This is a genomic window from Rhodococcus sp. NPDC003348 (assembly GCF_053589375.1).
This window is the reverse complement of sequence record NZ_JBSFRT010000015.1, coordinates 98,313-118,695: the sequence shown is the minus strand read 5'-3', so window position 1 is coordinate 118,695 and position 20,383 is coordinate 98,313. Positions and strand designations below refer to the sequence as shown.

Below are 20,383 nucleotides of genomic sequence, written 5' to 3'. Positions count from 1 at the left end.
ATGGCCGTCCTGACCTCGCCCCGGGCGAAGAGCGGCGGCGAGCGCGCAGTCCCCGGGCAACTCGAACTGGAGACGCCGCGACACCGGGCGGGCCGCCGGCGACCGCGCTGGGTGTCGGTGCCGCTGCGTTTTCTGGTGCCCGCCCTGATCGTCGCGGCCTGGTGGATCGGCTCGGCGACCGGCGCCATCCCCGAGGAGATCCTCGCGGGACCGCCGAAGGTGTGGGCCGCCTTCACCGAGCTGTACCAGACCGGGCAGCTCGTCGACTTCTCGCTCGCCTCGTTCAAGCGGGCCGCGCTCGGGGTACTGCTCGGGGTGGCCGGCGGGCTGGTGCTCGGGGTGCTGTCCGGGCTGTCCAGCCTCGGCGAGGAACTGATCGACTCCACCATGCAGATCAACCGGGCGATCCCGTTCCTCGCGCTGGTCCCGTTGTTCATCGCCTGGTTCGGTATCGACGAGACGTTCAAGGTCCTGCTGATCACCGTCGCCACGGTCGGCCCGATGTACGCGTACACCTACCTGGGTGTCCGCAATGTCGACCGGAAGATGGTCGAGGCCGCGCAGAGTTTCGGGCTGCGGGGGCCAAGGCTGGTCGTCGAGGCGATCCTGCCCGCGGCGCTGCCCGGGGTACTGATGGCGCTGCGAATCTGCCTGTCCATCTCCATCACCGGCCTGATCGCGGCCGAACAGGTCGGCACCCGGGAGGGCATCGGCTACCTGGTCACGCTCGCGCAGGAGTACAACCGCACCGACTACATGGTGCTGTGCGTGGTGCTGTACGCGGTGCTCGGTCTGGTCTTCGACGGGGTGGTGCGGATCGTGGAACGGTTCGCGATGCCGTGGCGCGGACAGGTGGCGATCCGATGAGCCCCGAAGCGCCCCTGCCGCCCCTGGCCCGTCGCGCGCAGACCGCGACGGCCGCGAACGACCGCCGCGCGGGCCAACCGGTTGCGGTCTCGATCAGCGGACTGCGCAAGACATTCGGTGACAAGGTCGTGCTCGACGGCGTCGACCTCGAGATCCGCCGCGGTGAGTTCGTGGTCCTCCTCGGGCCCTCCGGCACGGGCAAGACCACCTTGCTCCGGCTGCTCACCGGACTCGAGAAGCCGGACGCCGGTACGGTTCTCGTTCCGACCCGTCGCACCACGGTCTATCAGGAGCCGCGGTTGATCCCGTCCAAACGGGTCCTGGGCAACGTCACCGTGGGTCAGTCGCGCACGAGCGAGACCCGGGAGCGGGCCGCCCGTGCGCTGGCTGAGGTCAACCTCGACGGCAAGGCTCGGCAGTGGCCGGCAACGCTCTCCGGCGGTGAGGCGCAACGCGTCGCGCTGGCCCGGGCACTGGTCCGCGAGCCCGAATTGCTCTTGCTCGATGAACCGTTCGCGGCGCTCGACGCCCTGACCAGGCTGCAGATGCAGGATCTGGTCGGCGACCTCGTGGCTCGCCACCGCCCTGCGGTGCTGCTGGTGACGCACGACGTCGACGAGGCGGTCCGGCTGGCCGACCGGGTGTTGATCCTGAACGAGGGCCGATTTGCCGTCGACACCGACATCGACCTCGCCCGCCCCCGCGACCGCACCGACCCGGAATCGCTGCGGTATCGCGCGGCCTTCCTGTCCGAGCTGGGCGTCGGTCGCACCACTTCCCCCACAACCACCTAGGAGCACGAGATGACAGCTGTAGCGGACACCGTCCTCGACACCCTCTGGTACACGCGCTGCCCCGTGCCCACCGCGAGCGGTCTGGCGCACAGTCTCGGCTGGTTGGGGGAGAGCGCCGCCAGCGCCGGAGTCGGGCTGGGAGTGTTGCAGGACGCCGGTCCCGAGCTGGCGGCGCGACACTTCGACCACCAACTGCTCGGCCTGATTCGCGAGGGCGGCAACGTGCCTGCCCTCGCGGCTCGCTCCGAGGGCTCGCCCACCCGGCTGATCGGCCTGACCTGGATAGACGAGGCCCAGGCGATTCTGGTGGCCCCCGACTCGTCCGCCACCGGGCCCGGTGATCTGGCCGGGCTGCGGATCGCGATCCCGGCGTGGGCGCAGGACCGGACCCGCAGCTTCCCGCGGGCGATGGCGTTGCACGGATTCGCCGACGCGCTCCGCCTCGGTGGACTGACCTTGGCCGACGTCCGGCCCGTCGAGGTCGAGGTGGAGCGCAGCCCGCAGGTGCGCACCGATGCCCAGTCCGGTCGCAGGATCACCACCTGGGGTGTCGAGGCGTTGCTCGATGGCGAAGTGGACGCGATCTACGTCAAGGGCGCTCGTGCCCAGGAAGTGGCACGGGAGCACGGACTGCGCGTGGCCGTCGATCTGGACGCCACCGAGTCGAAGCGGTTGCGCGTCAACAACGGAACCCCGCGCCCGATCACCGTGCACGCCGAGCTGCTCGAGACGCGACCCGACCTGGTCGTCGGGTTCCTCGCGCAGACGTTGCGTGCCGCGGACTGGGCCGCCGGCAATCTCGACGAGGTTCGCGAGGTGCTCGCCCGGGAAACCTTCTCCGGCGCAGTGGGAGTGGAGGCCGCCTACGGCGACTCGTTCCACCGCGACCTGCACCCGACCCTGTCGGCCGAGCGGCTCGAGTTGCTCGACATCCAGAAGCAGTTCCTCTACACGCACGGCTTCCTGGCCGCCGACTTCGATCTCGGGTCGTGGGTCGCGCCGGAAACCCCTGCAGCAGGCGAGCGCGCTGCTCGCCGGCGAGCGAAAGGTGACACCGTGACCGAGTTCCTGTGGGAGTTGCCGGTCCGCGGTGACGGGCGGCACGTCGACACCGTCTCCGCGCGCCGCGACGGCTTCGACTTCCTGGACCAGGTTGTCCTCGCTGCCGAATTGTCGGGCCTCGACGGTGTGGTCGTCCCGTACGACCCGGCGGGGGAGGAGTCGTGGGTGGTCGCCGGGTCTGCCCTGCGGCAGACACGGCACGTCCGGGTGGGCGTCGAGTTCCATCCGGCGTTCGGGACACCGGTGTACGCGGCCAAGCTGTCGGCGACCCTGCAGCGGCTCTCGAACGGCCGGCTCGACTGGCGGTTGCGCGTCGAGACCGACGAGGCCGACGCCGCTGCCCGCGGTGACCGGGTCGCCGGCGCGGACCGCTACCGGCGGGCAGCCGAGTTCCTCACCGTCGCCCGCGGGGTGTGGAACGAGGAACAGGTGCTACCCGCGCGGTTCGGCGGTACCGGCTTCGAGTTCGCCGGCGAGTACTACGACGTGACCGACGGCGGATTCCGCGGCATCCTGTCCGGGCTGCCGTTCCCCACCGTGTACCTGATCGGCGATTCGCCCGAGGCGCTGGCACTGTCCGCCGCGCACGGCGACGTGCACGTGTTCGACGAGACCGACGGTGTCGACGAGGCGCTGGCGTCGCTGCTGGAGGCCGCGAGCGGTCACGGCCGCACCGTCCGGGCCGGCCTCGCCTTGCCCGTCGTCGCCCGCGAGACCGAGGACGAGGCGTGGGCCCGCGTGCTGCGACAGTGGCGCGAGGTGCATCCCGGGGCGCCCGACGCCGAGGTCCGGGCACTCGCGGGGCAAGGCCCCCGCTGGGCGGGATTCCACCACATCGGCTACGGGCACTCGACCGGGCTCGTCGGTAGTTACGAGCAAGTGGCACAGGCGCTCTCGGAGTACCGGGACCGCGGGTTCGAGGTCTTCGAGCTCACCGGGCACCCACACATCGAGGAACTGCACCGTGCGGGCGAGCACCTGCTGCACCTCGTCGACCCCGCCGGCCGCACACTCACCGGGACGGAGACCCACGCATGAGCACCGACTTCTACTGGCGCATCGGGATGGAGGGCGACCACGCATCGCTGCGCACCCCTCGTCGCTACAACCGCGGTCACGCGGGCGGGCACGGCCCCGGAAACATCGCGCCCGCGATCCGCGCAGGCAGACTCGACGGCTACAGCTACATCGACCACATGGCCGCGGTGGTGAAGGCATCGGAGTCGGCCGGATTCGTCGGCGGGTTGCTGCCCTCGTTCCCGATCACCGAGGACCCGTGGGCCGCGGCCTCGGCGCTGGCCCGCGAGAGCGACACCTACCGGTTCATGGTGGCGTTCCAGCCCGGCTTCCTGCATCCCGTACAGGCGGCGCGGATGTCGGCCAGCCTGCAGCGGGCCACCGGCGGACGACTCGTCTACAACATCATCAGTGGCGGCGGGGGAGCGCCGCAGCTGTGGTGGGGCGACAAGGTCGCGCACGACGACCGCTACGCCCGCACCACCGAATTCCTCGACGTGCTGCGCGGGGTGTGGGACGGTACCCCGCTCGACTACGACGGCCTTTTCTTCCGGACCGAGGGCGCCGCGCTGTCGCCCTTGCTGGCGGGGCAGCCGTTCCCCGAGGTGTACTTCTCGGGGTCGTCGGGCGCCGCGGTCGCCGCTGCGGGAGCACACGCCGACCACTACCTGTCGTGGCTCGAGCCGTTCGCGGACCTGCGGGCCAAGTTCGACGGCGTCCGTGAGCACTCCGCGAAGATCGGCCGCACACCGAAGTTCGCGGTCCGCATCGACATCGTCGCCCGGCACACCGAGGAAGCGGCGTGGGCGGAGATCGAGAAGGGCTGGGCCTTCGTCGACCGGGACGCGGCCAACCGCGCCGCGCAGGGCGACTCCGTCGGCGCCGCCCGCATCGCCGGCTGGGTGCCGGAGAACATCACCGGGTACCGCGACCTCGAGGTCCAGCCCAACGTGTGGTGCGGCTTCAGCCTCATCCGCGGCGGGCCCGCGTTCGGCCTCGTCGGCAGCTACGAGCAGGTCGCCGAGCGGCTCGACCAGCTGATCGATCTCGGCGTGGACGCGTTCATCCTCGCCGGCAACCCCCACCTCGAAGAGGCCTATCGCGTGGGCGAGGAGGTGCTGCCGCTGCTGCGTCGCACCACTCCCACCCAGGTCCGCAGTCTTTCCGTCCGATAGGAGCAATTACCGTGACCAGCACCGAAATTCGCATCAGCCCCGCCGTCGAGGCCTTTGTCGACGAGGCCCGCCGCGCCGCCGACACCGCCTTCCGGGTGTTCCGGGAGACCGGCACCGTCTCGGCCAACGGCACCGTCAACTTCGTCGAGCGGGTCCCCGGCGAGGAACTCGCGGTCGCGCTCAACGAGCCCGGACCGTGGACCCAGGACCGCAGCGCCAAGCCGACCCTCGCGACCTTCGACGGCGAGGTCCTCGCCGGTGCCGGACCGGCCGGGTTCGTCACCGGGTACGCCAAGGTGTTCCGCCAGCACCCCGAGATCACGTCGATCGTCCACGTGCACACCCCGTGGCTGGGCGGCTGGGCCCAGACCCACCGCACTCTGCGCATCAAGTACGCGGCCTCGCAGCGCCTGACGCTCTCGCGCGACATCCCGCCGCACATCGACCGCAGCCAGTCGCCCGGCGACTTCATCCTCGACCGCCTGGTCGACGACCCGGATCTGGTGGCGATCTTCGAGGCCAACGGCGGCGTCAACGTCATCGGTCGCGCCGGCCTGCTCGAGCTCGCGAAGTTCGTCGTCCTGCTCGAGGAGGGCGCGCAGTACCAGGCGATCGGCGAACTCGTCGGCGGCACCGTCGACTTCGACAAGACCAACCTCGTGGCGCAGTGGGGTCGCAGCGGCCTGCTCGACGAGGCCCGCCGCCGCGGACTCGTCTGAGCCCGGACCGATCAGGAGCTTTTCATGACGATTCGTGTCGGGTACTTCCCGAACAACAACTCGCTGTTCGTGCTGCGCCACACCGGCCTGCTCGAATCCCGCCTCCCCGATGTCGAGTGGGTGGATCTGCGCGCGCTGCCGGCCGGGCCCGCGGTCGATCCGCGGACGGCACTGCCGACCCTGCACTCGGACTGGCTCTTCGAAGCCGGTGGCTACGACTTCATCGGAACCGGCTTCACCCCGCCCATCACCGCGCTGGGACAGAACCGGGATCTCGTCTACGTCGGCATCTCCGGTCCCCGCGTCGAGAACGGGAGGCTGGTGAGCCTCGCGGACCCCGGTGTTCGTACCGTCGCGGACCTGCGCGGCAAGCGGGTCGGCGTTGCACACGGCTCGTGGCAGACCACGCTCGCCCTGCTCGCCCTCGACCGGGAGGGTTTGAGCTGGTCCGACATCGTGCCGGTCGACGTCGACGTGAACGACGGCGGCGCGGCGTTGCTGCGCGGCGACCTGGACGCGTGGGTGGGTGCATACCCGCGCCTTGCGGAGGTCGAGGCCGCGGCGCGGCTGCACACTCTCGTCGACACCGACGGTCTCTTCAGTCACCCGTCGCTGTGGTTCGTCCGGCGCGAGTTCGCGGAGAACCACCGCCCGGAGCTCGAGGCGATCGTCGCGGCCCTGCAGGAGTCGGATGCGCGGATCGTCGCCGACCCTCGCGAGGCCGCGCGCTTCTTCGTCGATGACGCCGAAAGGCGTGGGGGAACAGCCGATCTGGATCGATGGGAGGAGGCGCTGCGGGGACGCCCCTTCGGGATCCGCCCGGTCACCGAGGACTTCCTCGACGAGCAGCAGCGCGCCGCGGACCTGCTGCACGCCAACGGTCTGCTGCCGCGGCGGGTCACCGTGCGCGACGCGGTCCTGCCGTGGATCGGCAACGTGGTCGCGGGGAGCCGTTCGGATGTCGCGGTCTGAACCGTGCGGATCGAATGCTGCGGATCGAACAGAAGGGGACGAGATCGATGGCTGAGGAGTACGACTACCTGATCGTGGGACTGGGCGTCGCCGGGGCACTGGCGGCGGCCCGGCTCACCGAGGATCCTGACGTGCGCGTCCTCGCGCTCGAGGCCGGCCCGGAGTTCCCGGACGACACGCTGCCGGGAAACGAGGCGGTGCGGGTGCCCGCCCTCGCGCACACCCTGTGGGGAGGCCCCCTGGACTGGAACTTCACGACGGCGCCGCAGGGTGGGCTCGACGGCCGAGCGGTGCCGTGGCCGCGGGGACGCGTCGTCGGTGGGTCGTCCGCGGTCAACGTGCAGGCATGGGTGCGGGGGCACCGAGCCGACTACGACAGCTGGGAAACACACGCGGACGGCTGGAACAACGACGCCGCCCTCGCGGCGTTCCGCGCGATCGAGGACAGTGCTCACGGCGCCGCGCCGTGGCGCGGAGTCGGTGGCCCGCTGCCGATCGAGCGACGCGAACACTCGGAGCCGCGGGCCGAGCTGTTGATCCGGGCCGCCGAGGAGTCCGGTTTCCCGAGGACGGACGTCAACGGGCCGGATCCCGAGGGCGTCGATCTCGGCCACAGCACCACCCGTCGCGCGCGCCGGGTCAGTTTTGCCGATGCCTACCTCGACGAAAAGGTCCGAGCACGAACGAATCTGACCGTGCGTACCGGTGTGCGCGTCGATCGGGTGCTGTTCGACGGCACCCGCGCGGTGGGAGTCGCCGCGACCGTCGGTGCGCAGTCGACGGTGCTGGCCGCCGACACCGTGCTGCTCGCGGCCGGCGCGATCGGCACCCCGCACTTGCTGCTGCTCTCCGGCATCGGTCCCACCGGGGATCTGGCCCGCTGGGGCATCGACGTGGTGGCCGACCTTCCCGGAGTCGGCGCGAACCTGCACGACCACCTGGTCGTCTGGACGGGCGCGTACCTCGCCGACGGTCAGGCGAGCGCTGCCACCGCCGAGACGCACCGGCGTGCCCTCGCGCAGTGGCGCGCTGACGGAACCGGCTCCCTCGCGACCACCGGTTCGATCGGATTCGCCCGCTCCCGCACAGGGCTGGCGGCACCCGACCTCGAGTTCATCCTGACGACCTCGGTGACCGGCTATGCCGGTCGCCGGGTCGACGGCTTCGGAGTGGGATGGGTTCTGCTGCAACCGGACAGCCGTGGATCGATCTCGCTCGCGTCCGCGGATCCCGCGGACGCGCCGCGCATCGATCCCGGCTACCTCACCGACCCCGACGCCGGCGACCTGGCGACGCTGGTGCGCGGGTTCCGGATCGCCCGGCGTCTGGTCGACAGTGATGCATTGCGCGGCACCGTCGGCGAGCCGGTGCATCCCGGGTTCCGCGGCGATGCGACCGACGTCGAGGTGGCGGAGTTCGTGCGGGCACACGCGTCGACGATCTTCCATCCGGTCGGAACCGCGCGGATCGGACGCGACGGTGATCCCGCTGCCGTGCTGACTGGCGACCTGCGGGTACGGGGCGTGGACGGGTTGCGGGTGCTCGACGCGTCCGCGATTCCGACCGTCACCCGCGGACACACGATGGCGCCGACTGCGGTGATCGCGCACCGCGGCATCGATCTCCTGCAGGGAAGAAACACGCGTCGAGAGGAGGCGTTCGCATGAGCGTCGACACCGTCCACGCCCGGCTCGCGCCCGCGACGGTCGAGTTCCTGGGACGGACCCACGGGCACTTCGTCGACGACACGCAGGCAGCGGCGTCCGACGGAGGCACCCGGGCCGTCGTCGACCCGGCCACCGAACAGGAAATCGCCCGCGTCGCCGAGGGCACCGGCGCCGACGTCGAGAACGCGGTCGCCGCCGCGGCGGCGGCACATCGCGACGACCGGTGGCGGGGCCTGGCACCCGCCCGGCGCGCTGCGGTGTTGCGACGCTGGAGTGACCTCGTCGCCGCGGACTCGCAGGTGCTGGCGGAACTCGAGACGCTGGAAAACGGTGCGCCGCTGGCGCTGACGCGTGGCTGGGCGCACGGATCCTCGGCAATCCTCGCCGAATTTGCGGGATGGCCGGAGCGGATCGCGGGACGAGTCAACCCCGGACAGTCCGACGTGTTGTCCTACAGCGTGCGGCAACCCGTGGGGGTGGTCGCCGCGATCACGCCCTGGAACGTGCCGCTGATCATGGCGGTCAACAAGCTGGCACCCGCCCTCGCGGCCGGCAACACCGTCGTCCTCAAGCCCGCCGAGGACACCCCGCTCACCGCGCTTCGGCTGGCGGAACTCGGCCGCGAGGCCGGGCTGCCCGCCGGGGCGCTGGGTGTGGTCACCGGCAGCGGGCCGGGTGTCGGTGTCCCCCTGGTCGAGCATCCTCTGGTGAACAAGGTGAGCTTCACCGGGTCCACCGGCGTCGGCAAGGAGATCCTGGCCCGCGCCGCGACATCCGTGAAGCGGGTCTCGCTGGAACTCGGCGGGAAGTCACCCAACATCGTGTTCGCTGACGCCGACCTGGACGCTGCGGCGCTCGCCGCCCAGCGAGCCGTCTGGACGAACTCCGGTCAGATCTGCTTCGCGGGCACCCGGCTGCTCGTGGAACGGACGGTGCACGACCGGGTGGTCGACGCCGTCGTCGACGGGTCGCGGAACCTGGTGATCGGCAACGGATTCGTCGACGGCGTCGACCTCGGGCCGCTCATCTCGGCCCGTCAGCGGAACCGGGTCGCCGACTACCTGGCCCTGGCGCGAACCGCGGGCGCCGGTTTCGCTCTCGACGGCGGTGTCGTCGACGGCCCCGGGTACTTCGTGCGCCCCACGGTGCTGACCGGTGTCGACAACTCCTCGCGCGTGGCGCAGGACGAGATCTTCGGGCCCGTCCTCACCGTGATCCCGTTCGACACCGAAGACGAGGCTATCGCGTTGGCCAACGACACCGTCTACGGCCTGGCCGCCTCGATCTGGACCGACAACCTCGCGAGGGCACACCGCGTGGCGGCCCGACTGGACGCCGGCTCGGTCTGGGTCAACCGATTCGGGCCCGGCGGCGCCGTCGCGGCGAGTGGCGGATTCAAGCAGTCCGGGCTCGGTCGCGACGGCGGCGACGAGTGGCTCCACTCCTACACCGAACTCAAATCCGTCACCGTGCAGATACCCACCTGAACGGCCACCCCACCCCACCACGTTCGACCCCCCAACCGCGCCCGCACCGGGCGCGGAGCAGAAAGGCACCTCCCCACATGCGTGCGCGTTCCCTCCTCCGACGCCCCGTGGCGGCTCTGGCCGCCGTCCTCGCCGCGACGACGATCGCCGCCTGCGGCAACTCCGGTTCCTCCGACACGGCCGGTGGCGCGGCCGCCAAACCGGAGACGGCCGGCGTCGACATGTCCGGCGTCACACTCAACGTCGGCGAGATCGGCGGCTTCACCCGGCAGTACTTCGAGGCGTCCGGTGCCCTCGACGGCATCCCGTACACGGTGGAATGGAAGAAGATCGGCGGCGGCGCCCCGATGTTCCAGGCCCTCGGATCCGACGCGGTCAACGTGTCCGTGCAGGGCGTCGACCCCGCCCTGTTCTCGGCGGCCGCGGGTGCGGTGCCGTTCAAGATCGTCGGGATCGCGGGCAAGAACCCCACCGACCATCCCGAGAACCACGGCACCTTCTGGCTGGCCACCCGGCCCGGACTCGACATCACCTCGCCCGCCGACCTCGTCGGCAAGCGGATCGCGGTCTCACCGGCGAAGGCCTCGTCACCGCACTACTTCCTGGCCAAGACGTTGAAGGACAGCGGAATCGGTATCGACGAGGTCGATCCGGTGTTCCTCGACAGTGCGGCGGGGCTGGGTGCACTGCTCAGCGGACAGGTCGACGCGTGGGCAGGCGGCGGCGCGAGCTTCACGCGGGTGCAGGAGGCCGGCGGCAAGGTGATCGCGTGGTCGTCCGAGCACACCGACAACTTCCTGGTGACCACCGCCAACAACAAGTCCCTCGGTGATCCGAAGCTCAACGCGGCCATCGCGGACTTCCAGTCGAGGCTCATCCGCAATCAGGTGTGGACCAACACCGACAAGGACGCCTACGCGAAGGTCCAGGCCGAGGTCACCAAGCTGCCCGCGGCGACCGCGCTCGCAGCGGTACAGGCCGAACTGCCACTCGAGTACTTCCCGCTGACCGCCGACGTGGTGCAGCGGCTGCAGGCCGAGGCCGACCTCACGCGCGAGTTCGGTCTCACCGACGCCCAGGTCACGATCTCCGACATCGTCGACGATCGCTACGACGACGTCGTCGAGGCGGCCCGGCAGTGAGCGAGGCGACCAGCGAGATCGGCGCCCCACGGCTGTCGATCTCGGTCACCCCCACTCCGCCGGTGGTGCCACAGTGGTTGCGCCGCAGCATCGTTCCCGTGGTGCTGCTCGCACTGTGGGAGCTCGCCGCACGGACCGGGCTGATCGACACGCGCCTGCTCGCGGCACCCTCCAGCGTCGTCACGACCGCTGGTGAGTTGCTCGCCAGCGGCGATCTGCAGTCCAACCTGGCCACCTCCGTCGCGCGGGCGCTGGTCGGGCTGACGATCGGCACGGTGTTCGGCGTCGGCGCCGCGCTGCTGTCCGGCCTGTGGCGCACCGGGGAGGACCTGCTCGACACCACACTGCAGATGCTGCGGCCGCTGCCCGCACTGGCCCTGATTCCCCTGTTCATCCTGTGGTTCGGCGTCGACGAGGCTCCCAAGCTGATCCTCATCGCCTACGCCACGTTCTTTCCCGTGTACCTCAACACGTTCAAGGGGATTCGCTCGATCGATGCGAAGCTGGTCGAGGCCGCCGCGGTCCTCGGCCTCAACCGGTGGGAACTGATCCGTCAGGTCGTCACGCCGTCGGCGTTGCCGTCCTTCTTCACGGGCTTCCGGTTCTCGCTGAGCGTGTCCTGGCTGGTGCTGGTCGTCACCGAGCAGCTCAACGCGCGTTCCGGGCTGGGCTTCATGATGACCGAGGCGCAGCAGTACTTCCGCAACGACATCATCGTGCTGGGCCTGGTGATCTACGGATTCCTCGGACTGGCATCCGACCAGCTGGTGAGCCTGATCGAAAGGAGGGTGTTGCGATGGCAGCGGACGTTCGCGGGAGCGTGAGCGCGAAGACGGCCCCGGAGTCGAGGGCCGACGGCCCGGCGGTGCGGGTGCGCGGGTTGCGCAAGAGCTTCGGGGAGCGTGCGGTGCTCGGCGGCGTCGATCTCGAGATCCGGCCCGACGAGATCGTGGCGCTGCTGGGGCGCAGCGGGGGCGGCAAGTCGACGCTGCTGCGCGTCCTCGCGGGCCTCGACACCGACTACACGGGGGAGGTCGCCGTGCCGGCCGCCCGCTCGGTGGTGTTCCAGGAGCCGCGCCTGTTTCCCTGGAAGTCGGTGTGGCGCAATGTCGTCACCGGTCTCGGCCGGCGGCCCGATCGGGCGCTGGCGATGACGGCGCTGGAGGAGGTGGGCCTGACCGGCCGCGCCGATGCGTGGCCCGCGACCCTCTCCGGTGGGGAGGCGCAGCGCGTGGCGCTGGCGCGAGCGCTGGTGCGTGAGCCGCGCCTGGTGCTTCTCGACGAGCCGTTCGGTGCGTTGGATGCCCTGACCCGGATCCGCATGCACGAGTTCCTGGCGAAACTGTGCCTGCTGCACCGGCCCGCGGTACTGCTGGTCACCCATGATGTCGACGAGGCGCTGGCCCTCGCCGATCGGGTCCTGGTCCTCGGTGACGGCGCGATCGCCGTCGATCACGTCGTGGATGTGCCGCGACCCCGGCGTCGGTCCGACCCCGATCTGATCGCACTGCGAGCGGTGCTGCTCGACGCACTCGGAGTGGACTCCGAACACCAGCTGTGACCGGCGCTCGAGAGTGCTCAGTGCCCGCCCGGCTCGATGCCGAGTCGCTCGCACGCCGCGTGGTACAGCGCGACGACCTCGGTGCGGATCGACGCCCGGTCGGTGACCGTTCCGAGCCACGGCACCCGTACGGCACGCTCGGTGCCGCCGACCGTCGCCGTCCACTCGCCGGCTTCGGTGTCGAGTCCGGTCATGTGGGCCGCGGTGGCGTCGGGTTCGGCGAATGCACGGACAATCGCGAGATTGTCGGCGGAGTGGTCGCCGTTCATGTGGCCGGTGACCGCGGCGATGACCGCGTCGTCGAAGTCGCTCATCCCGACAGGGTACGGTGCGCCGCGCACCTCGTGAGGGGAGCGGGAGTGGCCTCGTCCGCCTAGCCTCGATGCCATGACGCGTCCCGATATCGCGGTGGACTACACCGTCCTGGACTGTCCGGCCCCGGTGGTGCTCGCCGAGTTCTATCGCGACGTCCTCGGGTGGGAGATCACGCTGTCCGACGACGACTGGGCGGTCCTGCAGGGGCCGGGCGGCTTCCGCCTGGCGTTTCAGCTCGCCCCCGACTTCACTCCGATCTCGTGGCCTGCGGAGGGTGTGAAGATGCACCTCGACTTCGTGGTCGACGACATGGATGCCTCGGAGCGGTGGGTCGTCGGGCTGGGTGCGCACCTGGTCGAGGGCGGCGAGGACCATCCGACCTTCCGGGTCTTCCGGGATCCCGTCGGGCACCACTTCTGTCTCTGTGCCCGCAACTGAGCGATCGCTAGTACGGATGCATCGTTAGCATGGCGTCCGATAGTGGTGCGCATGGGCGCGCCCGGTGTACCCGGATCCGAAGAGGCGGTTGTTCTATGAAGAAGTACGTCCCCACCTGGCACGACGACGAGGTTCGTGCCCTGTCCGAGCTCGCGGGCGGATTCTTCGAACGTGAGATCGTCGCGCACAACGAGAAGTGGGACGCGCAGCACCGCATCGACCGCGAGGTGTGGTTCGAGGCCGGCAAACTCGGCCTGCTGTGCTGCTCGATTCCGGAGGAGTACGGCGGCGGTGGCGGTACCTTCGCCCACGACCTCGCCGTGTTCGAGGCCCAAGGCTATGCGGGCGACCTGTCGTTCGGCATCTCCGTGCACAGCGGCATCGTGCCGCACTACATCCTCGCGTATGGCACCGAGGAGCAGAAGCGGGCGTGGCTGCCCGGTATGGCGACCGGCGAGATCCTCGGCGCGATCGGCATGAGCGAACCCGGAGCCGGCTCGGACCTCAAGGCGATCAAGACCACGGCGATCCGGGACGGCGACGAGTACGTGGTCAACGGGTCGAAGACGTTCATCACCAACGGCTCGTCCGCCGACGTCATCGTGATGGCGGTCAAGACCGACCCGAAGGCAGGCGCCAGGGGCGTCTCGATGCTCATCGTCGACCTGCGCGAGACGCCCGGGTTCGCGGTCGGGCGGGTACTCGACAAGGTCGGTCAGCTCGGCGCGGACACCTCCGAACTGTCGTTCACCGACGTGCGGGTGCCGGTGACGAACCTGCTCGGCGAGCGCGAGGGGCAGGGCTTCGGTCAGCTGATGACGCAGCTGGTGCAGGAGCGGCTGATCATCGCCGCGCAGGCCGTCGGCGCCACCCGCCGCGCCGTGGATGACACCGTCGCCTACACCAAGCAGCGGGAGGCGTTCGGGCACAGCCTGTTCGAGCTCCAGAACACCGCGTTCGAACTCGCCGAGTGTCAGACCATCGCGCGTACCTGTGAGACGTTCCTCGACCACTGCATCCGGCAGCACCTGGCCGGCGAGCTCGACGCTGCCGAGGCCGCGATGGCCAAGTACTGGCTGACGGACAAGCAGTGCGAGGTGATCGACCGCTGCGTCCAGCTGCACGGCGGATACGGCTACATGCGTGAGTATCTGGTCGCGCGGATGTACCAGGACGCGCGCGTCCAACGGATCTACGGCGGCGCCAACGAGATCATGAAGGGCATCATCGCCAAGGCGCTGTAGTCCCCGCCGGTGGTGGTCCTCCGTGCCACTGGCAGCATCGAGGTCATGAGCGATGTGAAGTACGCGGAGGACCTGACCGTCGGCGAGGTGATCGACCTCGGGTCGCACACCGTCACCGAGACCGAGCTGGTCGACTTCGCGACCGCGTGGGATCCGCAGGATTTCCACGTCGACAAGGACGTCGCGGAGCGGGGCTACTTCGGCGGGCTGATCGCGAGCGGGATCCACTCCATCGCGGTGCTGCAGCGGCTGTCGGTGGACGGTGCGTACCGGCACCTGAGCGTGATCGGTGGCCGGGGACTCAAGGACGTGCGGTTCTGGCGTCCGGTGCGTCCCGGTGACGCACTCACCGCGACGATGCGGATCGACGACGTCGTGCTCGACGACCGTGGCCGGGGACTGGTGACCTCGACCGGGCAGCTGCGGGACCGCGACGGGAACCGGGTGCTCGACGCGGTCACCGAGGCGTACGTGCGACGTCGACCCGCCGGCGACCGAACCTCGGTGTGAACGGACCGTTCGGGACGCATGAGGTCCCGAACGATCCGTTCACGTGGGCTCGGCTCAGGCCGTCGCGACCGCGAGGTCGATCCCGCTGCCGCGCCGAATCGTGTTGTAGATCGGACAGGTTGCGACGAACCGCTCCGCGAGGCTGTCCGCCGCGGCCCGATCCGCCCCCTGCACGGTGATCGTGATCCGGGTGAAGTCATAGCGCGTCGGATCCACGCTGCCGCGGGCGTGTTCGGCGTCGACTGTGATCCCGGTGACCGGCAGTCCGAGCTCCCGCGCGTTGGCCTCGAAGTTGGCCATCGCGCAGGACACGAGCGCGGACAGCAGGAGCTCGCCGGCCTGGATCGACTCGCCCGGACCGAGGCGCGAGTCGGTGACCAGATGGTTGGTCCGGGCGTCGACCACGAACCGCCCGGGCACACCCGAGATGGTGTGCCCGGAGACCCGGGCGACGTTCGGCGGCGTGATGGTGGTGCTGCTCATCCGGTGATGCTCGCGGACTTGGGGATCCGGTTCTCCCACTCGCCGGCGGCCGCCCGGTCGAGGCCGAGGTTCTCGCGCAGCGTTGCGCCCTCGTACTCGGTGCGGAACAGGCCCCTCTTCTGCAGTTCGGGGACGACCTGGCGGGTGAAGTCCTCGAACCCGCCGGGCTGGTAGGGGGCCTGCACCATGAAGCCGTCGCACGCGCCCTCGGTGAACCACTGCTCGAGGCCGTCGGCGACTTCGGTTGCGGTGCCGATGAATCCGCCCTCGACGCGGCCGCCGTACTGCTTGCCGAGCTCGCGCAGGGTCAGCCCCTCGCGTTCGGTGATCTCGCGGACCTCGTGGTAGTGGCCCTCGACGCCGGGGACCTCGACGTCGGGCAGGCGTTCGTCGAGCGGGAACGTCGAGAGGTCGACGTCCAGGTGGTAGGCGAGGGTGGACAGGCCGCCGAGGGGTGGCACCAGCTCGTACAGCTCCGCGAACGTCTGCTGTGCGATGGCGTTGGTGGCGCCGATGACCGGGGCGATGGACGGCAGGATCTTCACCTGGCGCGGGTCGCGGCCGTGCGCGGCGGCGCGTTCCTTGATCTCCCGGTAGAACGCCTGTGCGGATTCGAGCGAGGCGTGGCTGCAGAAGATCACGTCGGACCAGCGGGCTGCGAAGTCCTTGCCCTTGGCGGAGGCGCCGGCCTGGATGACCACCGGGTAGCCCTGCGGAGGCCGGGGCACGTTCAGCGGACCCTGCACCGTGAACCACTCGCCCTTGTGGTCGATCGCGTGCACCTTGGCGGGGTCGGCGAACAGCGGCGCCTCGGTGTCGAGCACCAGGGCGTCGTCCTCCCAGCTGTCCCACAGCTTCGCGGCGACCTCGAGGAACTCGTCCGCGCGTTCGTATCGCTTGTCGCGGGGGAACTGTTCGTCGCGGTTGAAGTTGCGGGCCTCGGACTCCTGGAAGGAGGTGACCACGTTCCACGCCGCGCGTCCCGCGGTGAGGTGGTCGAGGCTGGCGAGCGAGCGGGCGACGGTGAACGGCTGTGCATACGTGGTGGACACGGTGGCGGCCAGGCCGAGGTGTTCGGTGACGGCGCCCATCGACGAGAGCACGTGCAGCGGGTCGAGTCGCATCGACCCGAGCGCGCCGTTGCGCAGCTGCGTGTCGGTGCTCGATCCGAATCGGTCGGGGACGGACAGGATGTCGGCGAAGAACGCGAGGTCGAACCGGCCGTCCTCGAGGGTGCGCGCGATGTTCTGGTAGTAGTCCGCGGACAGCCAACCCGGAACGGAGGCGGGGTAGCGCCAGCCACCGGGACGTCCGGGGCCTGCGGTGATGAACGCGGCGAGATGCATCTGGGAGTCGGACATGAGGGTGCTGATACCTACTTCGAGAGTTCCTGGTCGATGGCGGACTTGATCGAGTCGAACCGCGGGTCCTGCAGCCACGAGGTGACGTCGACCTGGTCGGGGTAGATGCCGAGGCGGTGGAAGTTGTCCGCGAGGTCCTGAGTCCCCGTGATCGCGTCCGCGCCGACCGAGGTGAACTGTCCCGCACCGGAATAGGAGAGCCGGCCGGTCTTGACGAGATCGAGGTACACCTGGGCTTCGAGCTCGCTGCCCGCGAAGCCGCCGAGCCGGGTGAACTCGGCGACCGCGGCCTCCGGGTTCGCCTCGATCCAACGCTGCGCGTCGCGCACGTTGCGGACCAGCGTCGCCGCCGCCTGCGGGTGATTGTCGGCGAAAGACTCGCTGGCGACGAAGAAGGCGTAGTCGTAGGTCTTCACGTCGGGCAGGGTCGCGGCGTTGTGCTTGCGCTTGGCCAGCTCGGCGGTCGGCTGCCAGGTGATCCAGGCGTCCACCTTGCCCTGCGCGAACGCGGCCTCGGCGTCCGCGGCGGTGAGGTTGACGTACTCGATGTCGTCCATCGTCAGGCCCGCCGACTCCAGGTACTTGACGAGGCTGTAGGTGCCGGTGGTGCCGCGGTGGTCGGCGACCCTGCGGCCCTTGAGATCCGCGGCCGACCGGATGGTCGAGCCCTGCGGGACGAGGACCTCCACTTCGTCGCTCGGCAGTGGGTACGCCACCAGCGGCACGATCGGCACCCCGCCGCCGATCGCGTAGATCACGGCGGTCGCGGTGGCGAACGAGAAGTCGACGCTGCCGGACTTGATCGCCTCCATGACGGGCAGTGACGCCGGGAAGCCGGACGGCCACTGCACGGGCACCCCGCCGAGGTCGGCGCTGAGGTCGAATCCGCCGAGTCCGTTGCGCAGTACCGCGCCGGGCTCGGTGTTGCCGTCGCCGATCAGCGCGTACCGGACCTCGGTGAGGGGTCCGCCCTCGGACGCGGCGGCGTCGGTGCCGCAACCCGCCAGCGAGAGGGCCGTCAGCCCGAGCAGTCCGGCGCCGGTGGCCTTGAGGAAGCCGCGCCGGTTCAGGGCGGGGGTGGTCAGGGGGGACATGTGGGAACGAACCTTCCTTCGGTGTGTCAGGAGTGCAGGGCGCGGTCGGCGTCGAGGAGCCCGTCGAGGAACTCCTCCTTCCATCCGGCGAGCCGGGCGTCGCCGCGATGGCGGGGGCGGGCCTGGTCGATCCGCAGGTCCCGGGTGATGCCGCGCTCGGTCAGCAGCAGGACGCGGTCGGACAGGACGAGCGCCTCTTCCACGTCGTGGGTGACGAGCAGGACCGTCCGGGGGTGCTCGGCGAGAACGCGTTCGAGCAGCTGCTGCATGGTGACCCGGGTGATCGCGTCGAGCGCACCGAACGGCTCGTCCAGGAGCAGCACGTCGGGCTGGTGCAGCAGGGCCCGCGCGAGGGCGACACGCTGGCGTTGTCCGCCGGAAAGCTCGGAGGGCCAGTCGTTCTCGCGTCCGGCCAGGCCGACCTCGCCGAGTAGCGCTGCGGCCTCGTTGCGGCGCCCCCGGGTGCCCAGTTGCACGTTGTCGAGGACGCTGCGCCACGGCAGCAGGCGGTCCTCCTGGAACATCATGCGGGAGACGACGGGCCGGTCGACGGTGGGCTCGACCCGGCCCTCGGTGGGCTCCTCCAGTTCGGCGAGGATGCGGAGCAGGGTGGACTTGCCGACGCCGCTCGGGCCGAGGAACGTGACGAACTCGCCTGGCGCGATCGACAGGTCGATGCGGTCGAGGACCTTCTTGTCGCGGTAGCTGTGCCCGACACCGAGCAGGTCCAGGCCGACGAGGGCGTCCTCGGGCGCGGCGCGTCGGTGCTCGTTGCCGCCCATCAGCGATCTCCCTTCTGGTAGTTCGGGTTCCACCGCAGAACCCGGGCCTCGACGAACCGGATGAGCTGATCCGCGAGCAGGCCGGCGAGCGCGTAGAGCACGATCGCGAGGACGATGCGGTCGTTGCGGAGCAGGTCGCGGCCGTTCTGTGCGAGATAGCCGATGCCCTCGCTGGTGGCGATGGTCTCGGCGACGACGAGGGTCAGCCAGGCGACACCGAGGGCGTAGCGGATGCCGGTCAGGATCATCGGCATCGCGCCGGGCACGATGATCTGCCGGATCAGGGCGCCGCGTCCGAGTCCGTAGGACCGGCCGAGTTGCACGAGCTTCGGGTCGACGGTGCGGATGCCTGCGACGGTGTTCAGGTACACGGGGAAGATGACGCCGAGGGTCACGAGCACGACCTTCGGCACCTCACCGATGCCGAACGCCGCGATGAGCAGCGGCACGAGCGCGAGATGCGGCAGCGCGCGCAGCATCTGCAGCGTCCGGTCGACGAGGCCTTCCGCGATCCGGGAGAGCCCGACGGCGAACCCGAGGGCCAGCCCGATCGCGGCGCCGATGACGAAGCCGAGGACGATCCGGCGGACGCTCACCAGCAGGTGGGTCTGCAGTTCTCCGGTGCTCCACAGGTTCGCGGCGGTGTCGAGGACCTTGCTCGGCGGCGGCAGGATCGCCGCGGAGATCACACCCGTCGACGAGGCCCACTGCCAGCCGAGCAGGACCAGCACCGGCACCACCCAGGGGAGCAGCGCGCGGCCGCTCGGTCGGGGGCGCAGGCGTTGGCGCCGTGGGGGAGTTGTCGATTCCGGCGCCTGAACCGGCGCGAGGGTCGTGTCGGTCATGGCCGGACCGTGGTGGGTGCTGGGGTGTGCATCGTTCTCCTCGCAGTGTGTTGCGGAGAGCACGATAAATACGAGTGCACGCATGTGACGACATATGTATACACATGGATTCAAACTATTTACTTGTGTTCACGACCCTGGTAAGCGTTGCCCCGTTCGGTTTCAGTCGTCACGGGAATGGGGAGGGTCGGTGCGGAACGTGGTGTCGCCGTACACGCAACTGCGCGAACGGATCACGGGCGGGCACTGCCCACCGGGTTCGATGCTGGTACCCGCCACGGTGGGCGTCGAGCTGGGACTGTCGCGCACCCCTGTCCGCGAGGCGCTGCACCGCCTGGAGAACGAGGGGTTGGTCACGAAGGTGACCCGCGGCTACATGGTGCGCGAACGCAGCGAGGAGGAGGTCCTCGAGATCTGCGACGCGCGCATCGCGCTCGAGTCCGCGGTGGCGCACTCGGCCGCCGGCCGGCGGTCCGACATCGACGTGGCGCGATTGAGCAGGTTGCTCGAGAGCGCCGTGGCGGCACCGGATCCCGCGTTGGCGCTACGGCTGCACAACGAATGGCACGCGGCGCTGCGCATCGCCGCCCACAACACGACCATCGCCGAGCTGATGGACCGGCTCGACGCCCAACTCGCCGTCTACGACGCGGAGGAGTCGAAGGCGCCGTCGAACCTGACCCAGATCGAAGCCGAGCATCGCGAGATCCATGCCGCCGTCGTCGCAGGGGACGGGGAGCGGGCCCGCACCCTGATGATCGCGCACCAGGAACGCACCCGCGACATCCGGATCGCGGCGATGGCGTCGCGCTAGCTCCGCCGACCGCACGCTATCCTTGCCCGGCGCG

At 70.1% G+C, this 20,383-nt stretch carries 21 protein-coding genes and 1 pseudogene; 16 read left to right on the top strand and 6 right to left on the bottom strand.

The window, feature by feature from the left end; genetic code table 11:
• From ACWDU4_RS12710 to ACWDU4_RS12655, 12 genes and pseudogenes are all read left to right on the top strand, one after another.
• Complete coding sequence (locus ACWDU4_RS12710) at positions 1-867, top strand: ABC transporter permease (RefSeq protein WP_450114263.1); 867 nt, start codon at positions 1-3, stop codon at positions 865-867.
• Positions 864-1,661 carry an ABC transporter ATP-binding protein gene (locus ACWDU4_RS12705; RefSeq protein ID WP_450114262.1) on the top strand — a complete coding sequence of 266 codons (798 nt, stop codon included), beginning with the start codon at positions 864-866 and terminating at the stop codon, positions 1,659-1,661. The genes ACWDU4_RS12710 and ACWDU4_RS12705 overlap by 4 nt, the downstream gene beginning before the upstream one ends.
• 9 nt (positions 1,662-1,670) lie before the next feature.
• Positions 1,671-2,721 (top strand): annotated as a pseudogene (locus ACWDU4_RS12700) (ABC transporter substrate-binding protein).
• Complete coding sequence (locus ACWDU4_RS12695) at positions 2,718-3,761, top strand: LLM class flavin-dependent oxidoreductase (protein WP_450114261.1); 1,044 nt, start codon at positions 2,718-2,720, stop codon at positions 3,759-3,761. The pseudogene ACWDU4_RS12700 and the gene ACWDU4_RS12695 overlap by 4 nt, the downstream one beginning before the upstream one ends.
• Positions 3,758-4,915 (top strand): LLM class flavin-dependent oxidoreductase, encoded by a 1,158-nt coding sequence (locus ACWDU4_RS12690; protein ID WP_450114260.1) that lies wholly within the window; start codon positions 3,758-3,760, stop codon positions 4,913-4,915. The genes ACWDU4_RS12695 and ACWDU4_RS12690 overlap by 4 nt, the downstream gene beginning before the upstream one ends.
• An 11-nt stretch (positions 4,916-4,926) precedes the next feature.
• On the top strand, positions 4,927-5,634 hold the full coding sequence (locus tag ACWDU4_RS12685) for a class II aldolase/adducin family protein (RefSeq protein ID WP_450114259.1): 708 nt from the start codon (positions 4,927-4,929) through the stop codon (positions 5,632-5,634).
• Between the two features lie 24 nt (positions 5,635-5,658).
• The gene (locus tag ACWDU4_RS12680) at positions 5,659-6,606 is read left to right on the top strand and encodes an ABC transporter substrate-binding protein (RefSeq protein ID WP_450114258.1); all 948 of its coding nucleotides are present in this window, start codon (positions 5,659-5,661) and stop codon (positions 6,604-6,606) included.
• A 47-nt stretch (positions 6,607-6,653) separates the two neighbouring features.
• Positions 6,654-8,273: a GMC family oxidoreductase gene (locus tag ACWDU4_RS12675; protein ID WP_450114257.1), complete on the top strand. Its 1,620-nt coding sequence runs from the start codon at positions 6,654-6,656 to the stop codon at positions 8,271-8,273.
• On the top strand, positions 8,270-9,760 hold the full coding sequence (locus tag ACWDU4_RS12670) for an aldehyde dehydrogenase family protein (protein WP_450114256.1): 1,491 nt from the start codon (positions 8,270-8,272) through the stop codon (positions 9,758-9,760). The genes ACWDU4_RS12675 and ACWDU4_RS12670 overlap by 4 nt, the downstream gene beginning before the upstream one ends.
• Before the next feature lie 107 nt (positions 9,761-9,867).
• Entirely contained in the window at positions 9,868-10,902 is a 1,035-nt protein-coding gene (locus ACWDU4_RS12665) for an ABC transporter substrate-binding protein (protein WP_450114255.1), read from the top strand.
• Positions 10,899-11,726, top strand: coding sequence for an ABC transporter permease (locus ACWDU4_RS12660; RefSeq protein ID WP_450114254.1), 828 nt, complete (start codon positions 10,899-10,901; stop codon positions 11,724-11,726). The genes ACWDU4_RS12665 and ACWDU4_RS12660 overlap by 4 nt, the downstream gene beginning before the upstream one ends.
• Complete coding sequence (locus ACWDU4_RS12655; protein ID WP_450114253.1) at positions 11,699-12,463, top strand: ABC transporter ATP-binding protein; 765 nt, start codon at positions 11,699-11,701, stop codon at positions 12,461-12,463. The genes ACWDU4_RS12660 and ACWDU4_RS12655 overlap by 28 nt, the downstream gene beginning before the upstream one ends.
• Positions 12,464-12,480: 17 nt before the next feature.
• Here ACWDU4_RS12655 and ACWDU4_RS12650 read toward each other — a convergent pair whose 3' ends face one another.
• Complete coding sequence (locus ACWDU4_RS12650; protein WP_450114252.1) at positions 12,481-12,777, bottom strand: DUF2470 domain-containing protein; 297 nt, start codon at positions 12,775-12,777, stop codon at positions 12,481-12,483.
• Positions 12,778-12,850: 73 nt separating this feature from the next.
• On the opposite strand from ACWDU4_RS12650, the gene ACWDU4_RS12645 reads away from it, so the two are divergent.
• The 3 genes from ACWDU4_RS12645 to ACWDU4_RS12635 all read left to right on the top strand — a co-directional run bounded on the left by ACWDU4_RS12645 (position 12,851) and on the right by ACWDU4_RS12635 (position 14,970).
• Positions 12,851-13,216 carry a VOC family protein gene (locus ACWDU4_RS12645; protein ID WP_450114251.1) on the top strand — a complete coding sequence of 122 codons (366 nt, stop codon included), beginning with the start codon at positions 12,851-12,853 and terminating at the stop codon, positions 13,214-13,216.
• Between the two features lie 95 nt (positions 13,217-13,311).
• Positions 13,312-14,460, top strand: coding sequence for an acyl-CoA dehydrogenase family protein (locus ACWDU4_RS12640; RefSeq protein ID WP_450114250.1), 1,149 nt, complete (start codon positions 13,312-13,314; stop codon positions 14,458-14,460).
• A 45-nt stretch (positions 14,461-14,505) separates the two neighbouring features.
• Positions 14,506-14,970, top strand: coding sequence for a MaoC/PaaZ C-terminal domain-containing protein (locus tag ACWDU4_RS12635; protein ID WP_450114249.1), 465 nt, complete (start codon positions 14,506-14,508; stop codon positions 14,968-14,970).
• A gap of 54 nt (positions 14,971-15,024) precedes the next feature.
• Here ACWDU4_RS12635 and ACWDU4_RS12630 read toward each other — a convergent pair whose 3' ends face one another.
• From ACWDU4_RS12630 to ACWDU4_RS12610, 5 genes are read right to left on the bottom strand one after another with little or no spacing between them, the layout of a single operon-like run.
• Positions 15,025-15,453: an OsmC family protein gene (locus tag ACWDU4_RS12630; protein ID WP_450114248.1), complete on the bottom strand. Its 429-nt coding sequence runs from the start codon at positions 15,451-15,453 to the stop codon at positions 15,025-15,027.
• Positions 15,450-16,814, bottom strand: coding sequence for an LLM class flavin-dependent oxidoreductase (locus tag ACWDU4_RS12625; protein WP_450114247.1), 1,365 nt, complete (start codon positions 16,812-16,814; stop codon positions 15,450-15,452). Before ACWDU4_RS12625 ends, ACWDU4_RS12630 begins: the two co-directional genes overlap by 4 nt.
• 14 nt (positions 16,815-16,828) lie before the next feature.
• Positions 16,829-17,908 (bottom strand): NrtA/SsuA/CpmA family ABC transporter substrate-binding protein, encoded by a 1,080-nt coding sequence (locus tag ACWDU4_RS12620; protein ID WP_450114246.1) that lies wholly within the window; start codon positions 17,906-17,908, stop codon positions 16,829-16,831.
• 26 nt (positions 17,909-17,934) lie between these two features.
• Positions 17,935-18,690: an ABC transporter ATP-binding protein gene (locus ACWDU4_RS12615; RefSeq protein WP_450114245.1), complete on the bottom strand. Its 756-nt coding sequence runs from the start codon at positions 18,688-18,690 to the stop codon at positions 17,935-17,937.
• A complete protein-coding gene (locus tag ACWDU4_RS12610) occupies positions 18,690-19,535 on the bottom strand; it encodes an ABC transporter permease subunit (protein WP_450114244.1) in 846 nt (281 codons plus the stop codon). The genes ACWDU4_RS12615 and ACWDU4_RS12610 overlap by 1 nt, the downstream gene beginning before the upstream one ends.
• Positions 19,536-19,725: 190 nt before the next feature.
• Between ACWDU4_RS12610 and ACWDU4_RS12605 the strand changes: the two genes are divergently transcribed.
• The gene (locus tag ACWDU4_RS12605; RefSeq protein ID WP_450114243.1) at positions 19,726-20,349 is read left to right on the top strand and encodes a GntR family transcriptional regulator; all 624 of its coding nucleotides are present in this window, start codon (positions 19,726-19,728) and stop codon (positions 20,347-20,349) included.
• Positions 20,350-20,383: the final 34 nt, after the last annotated feature.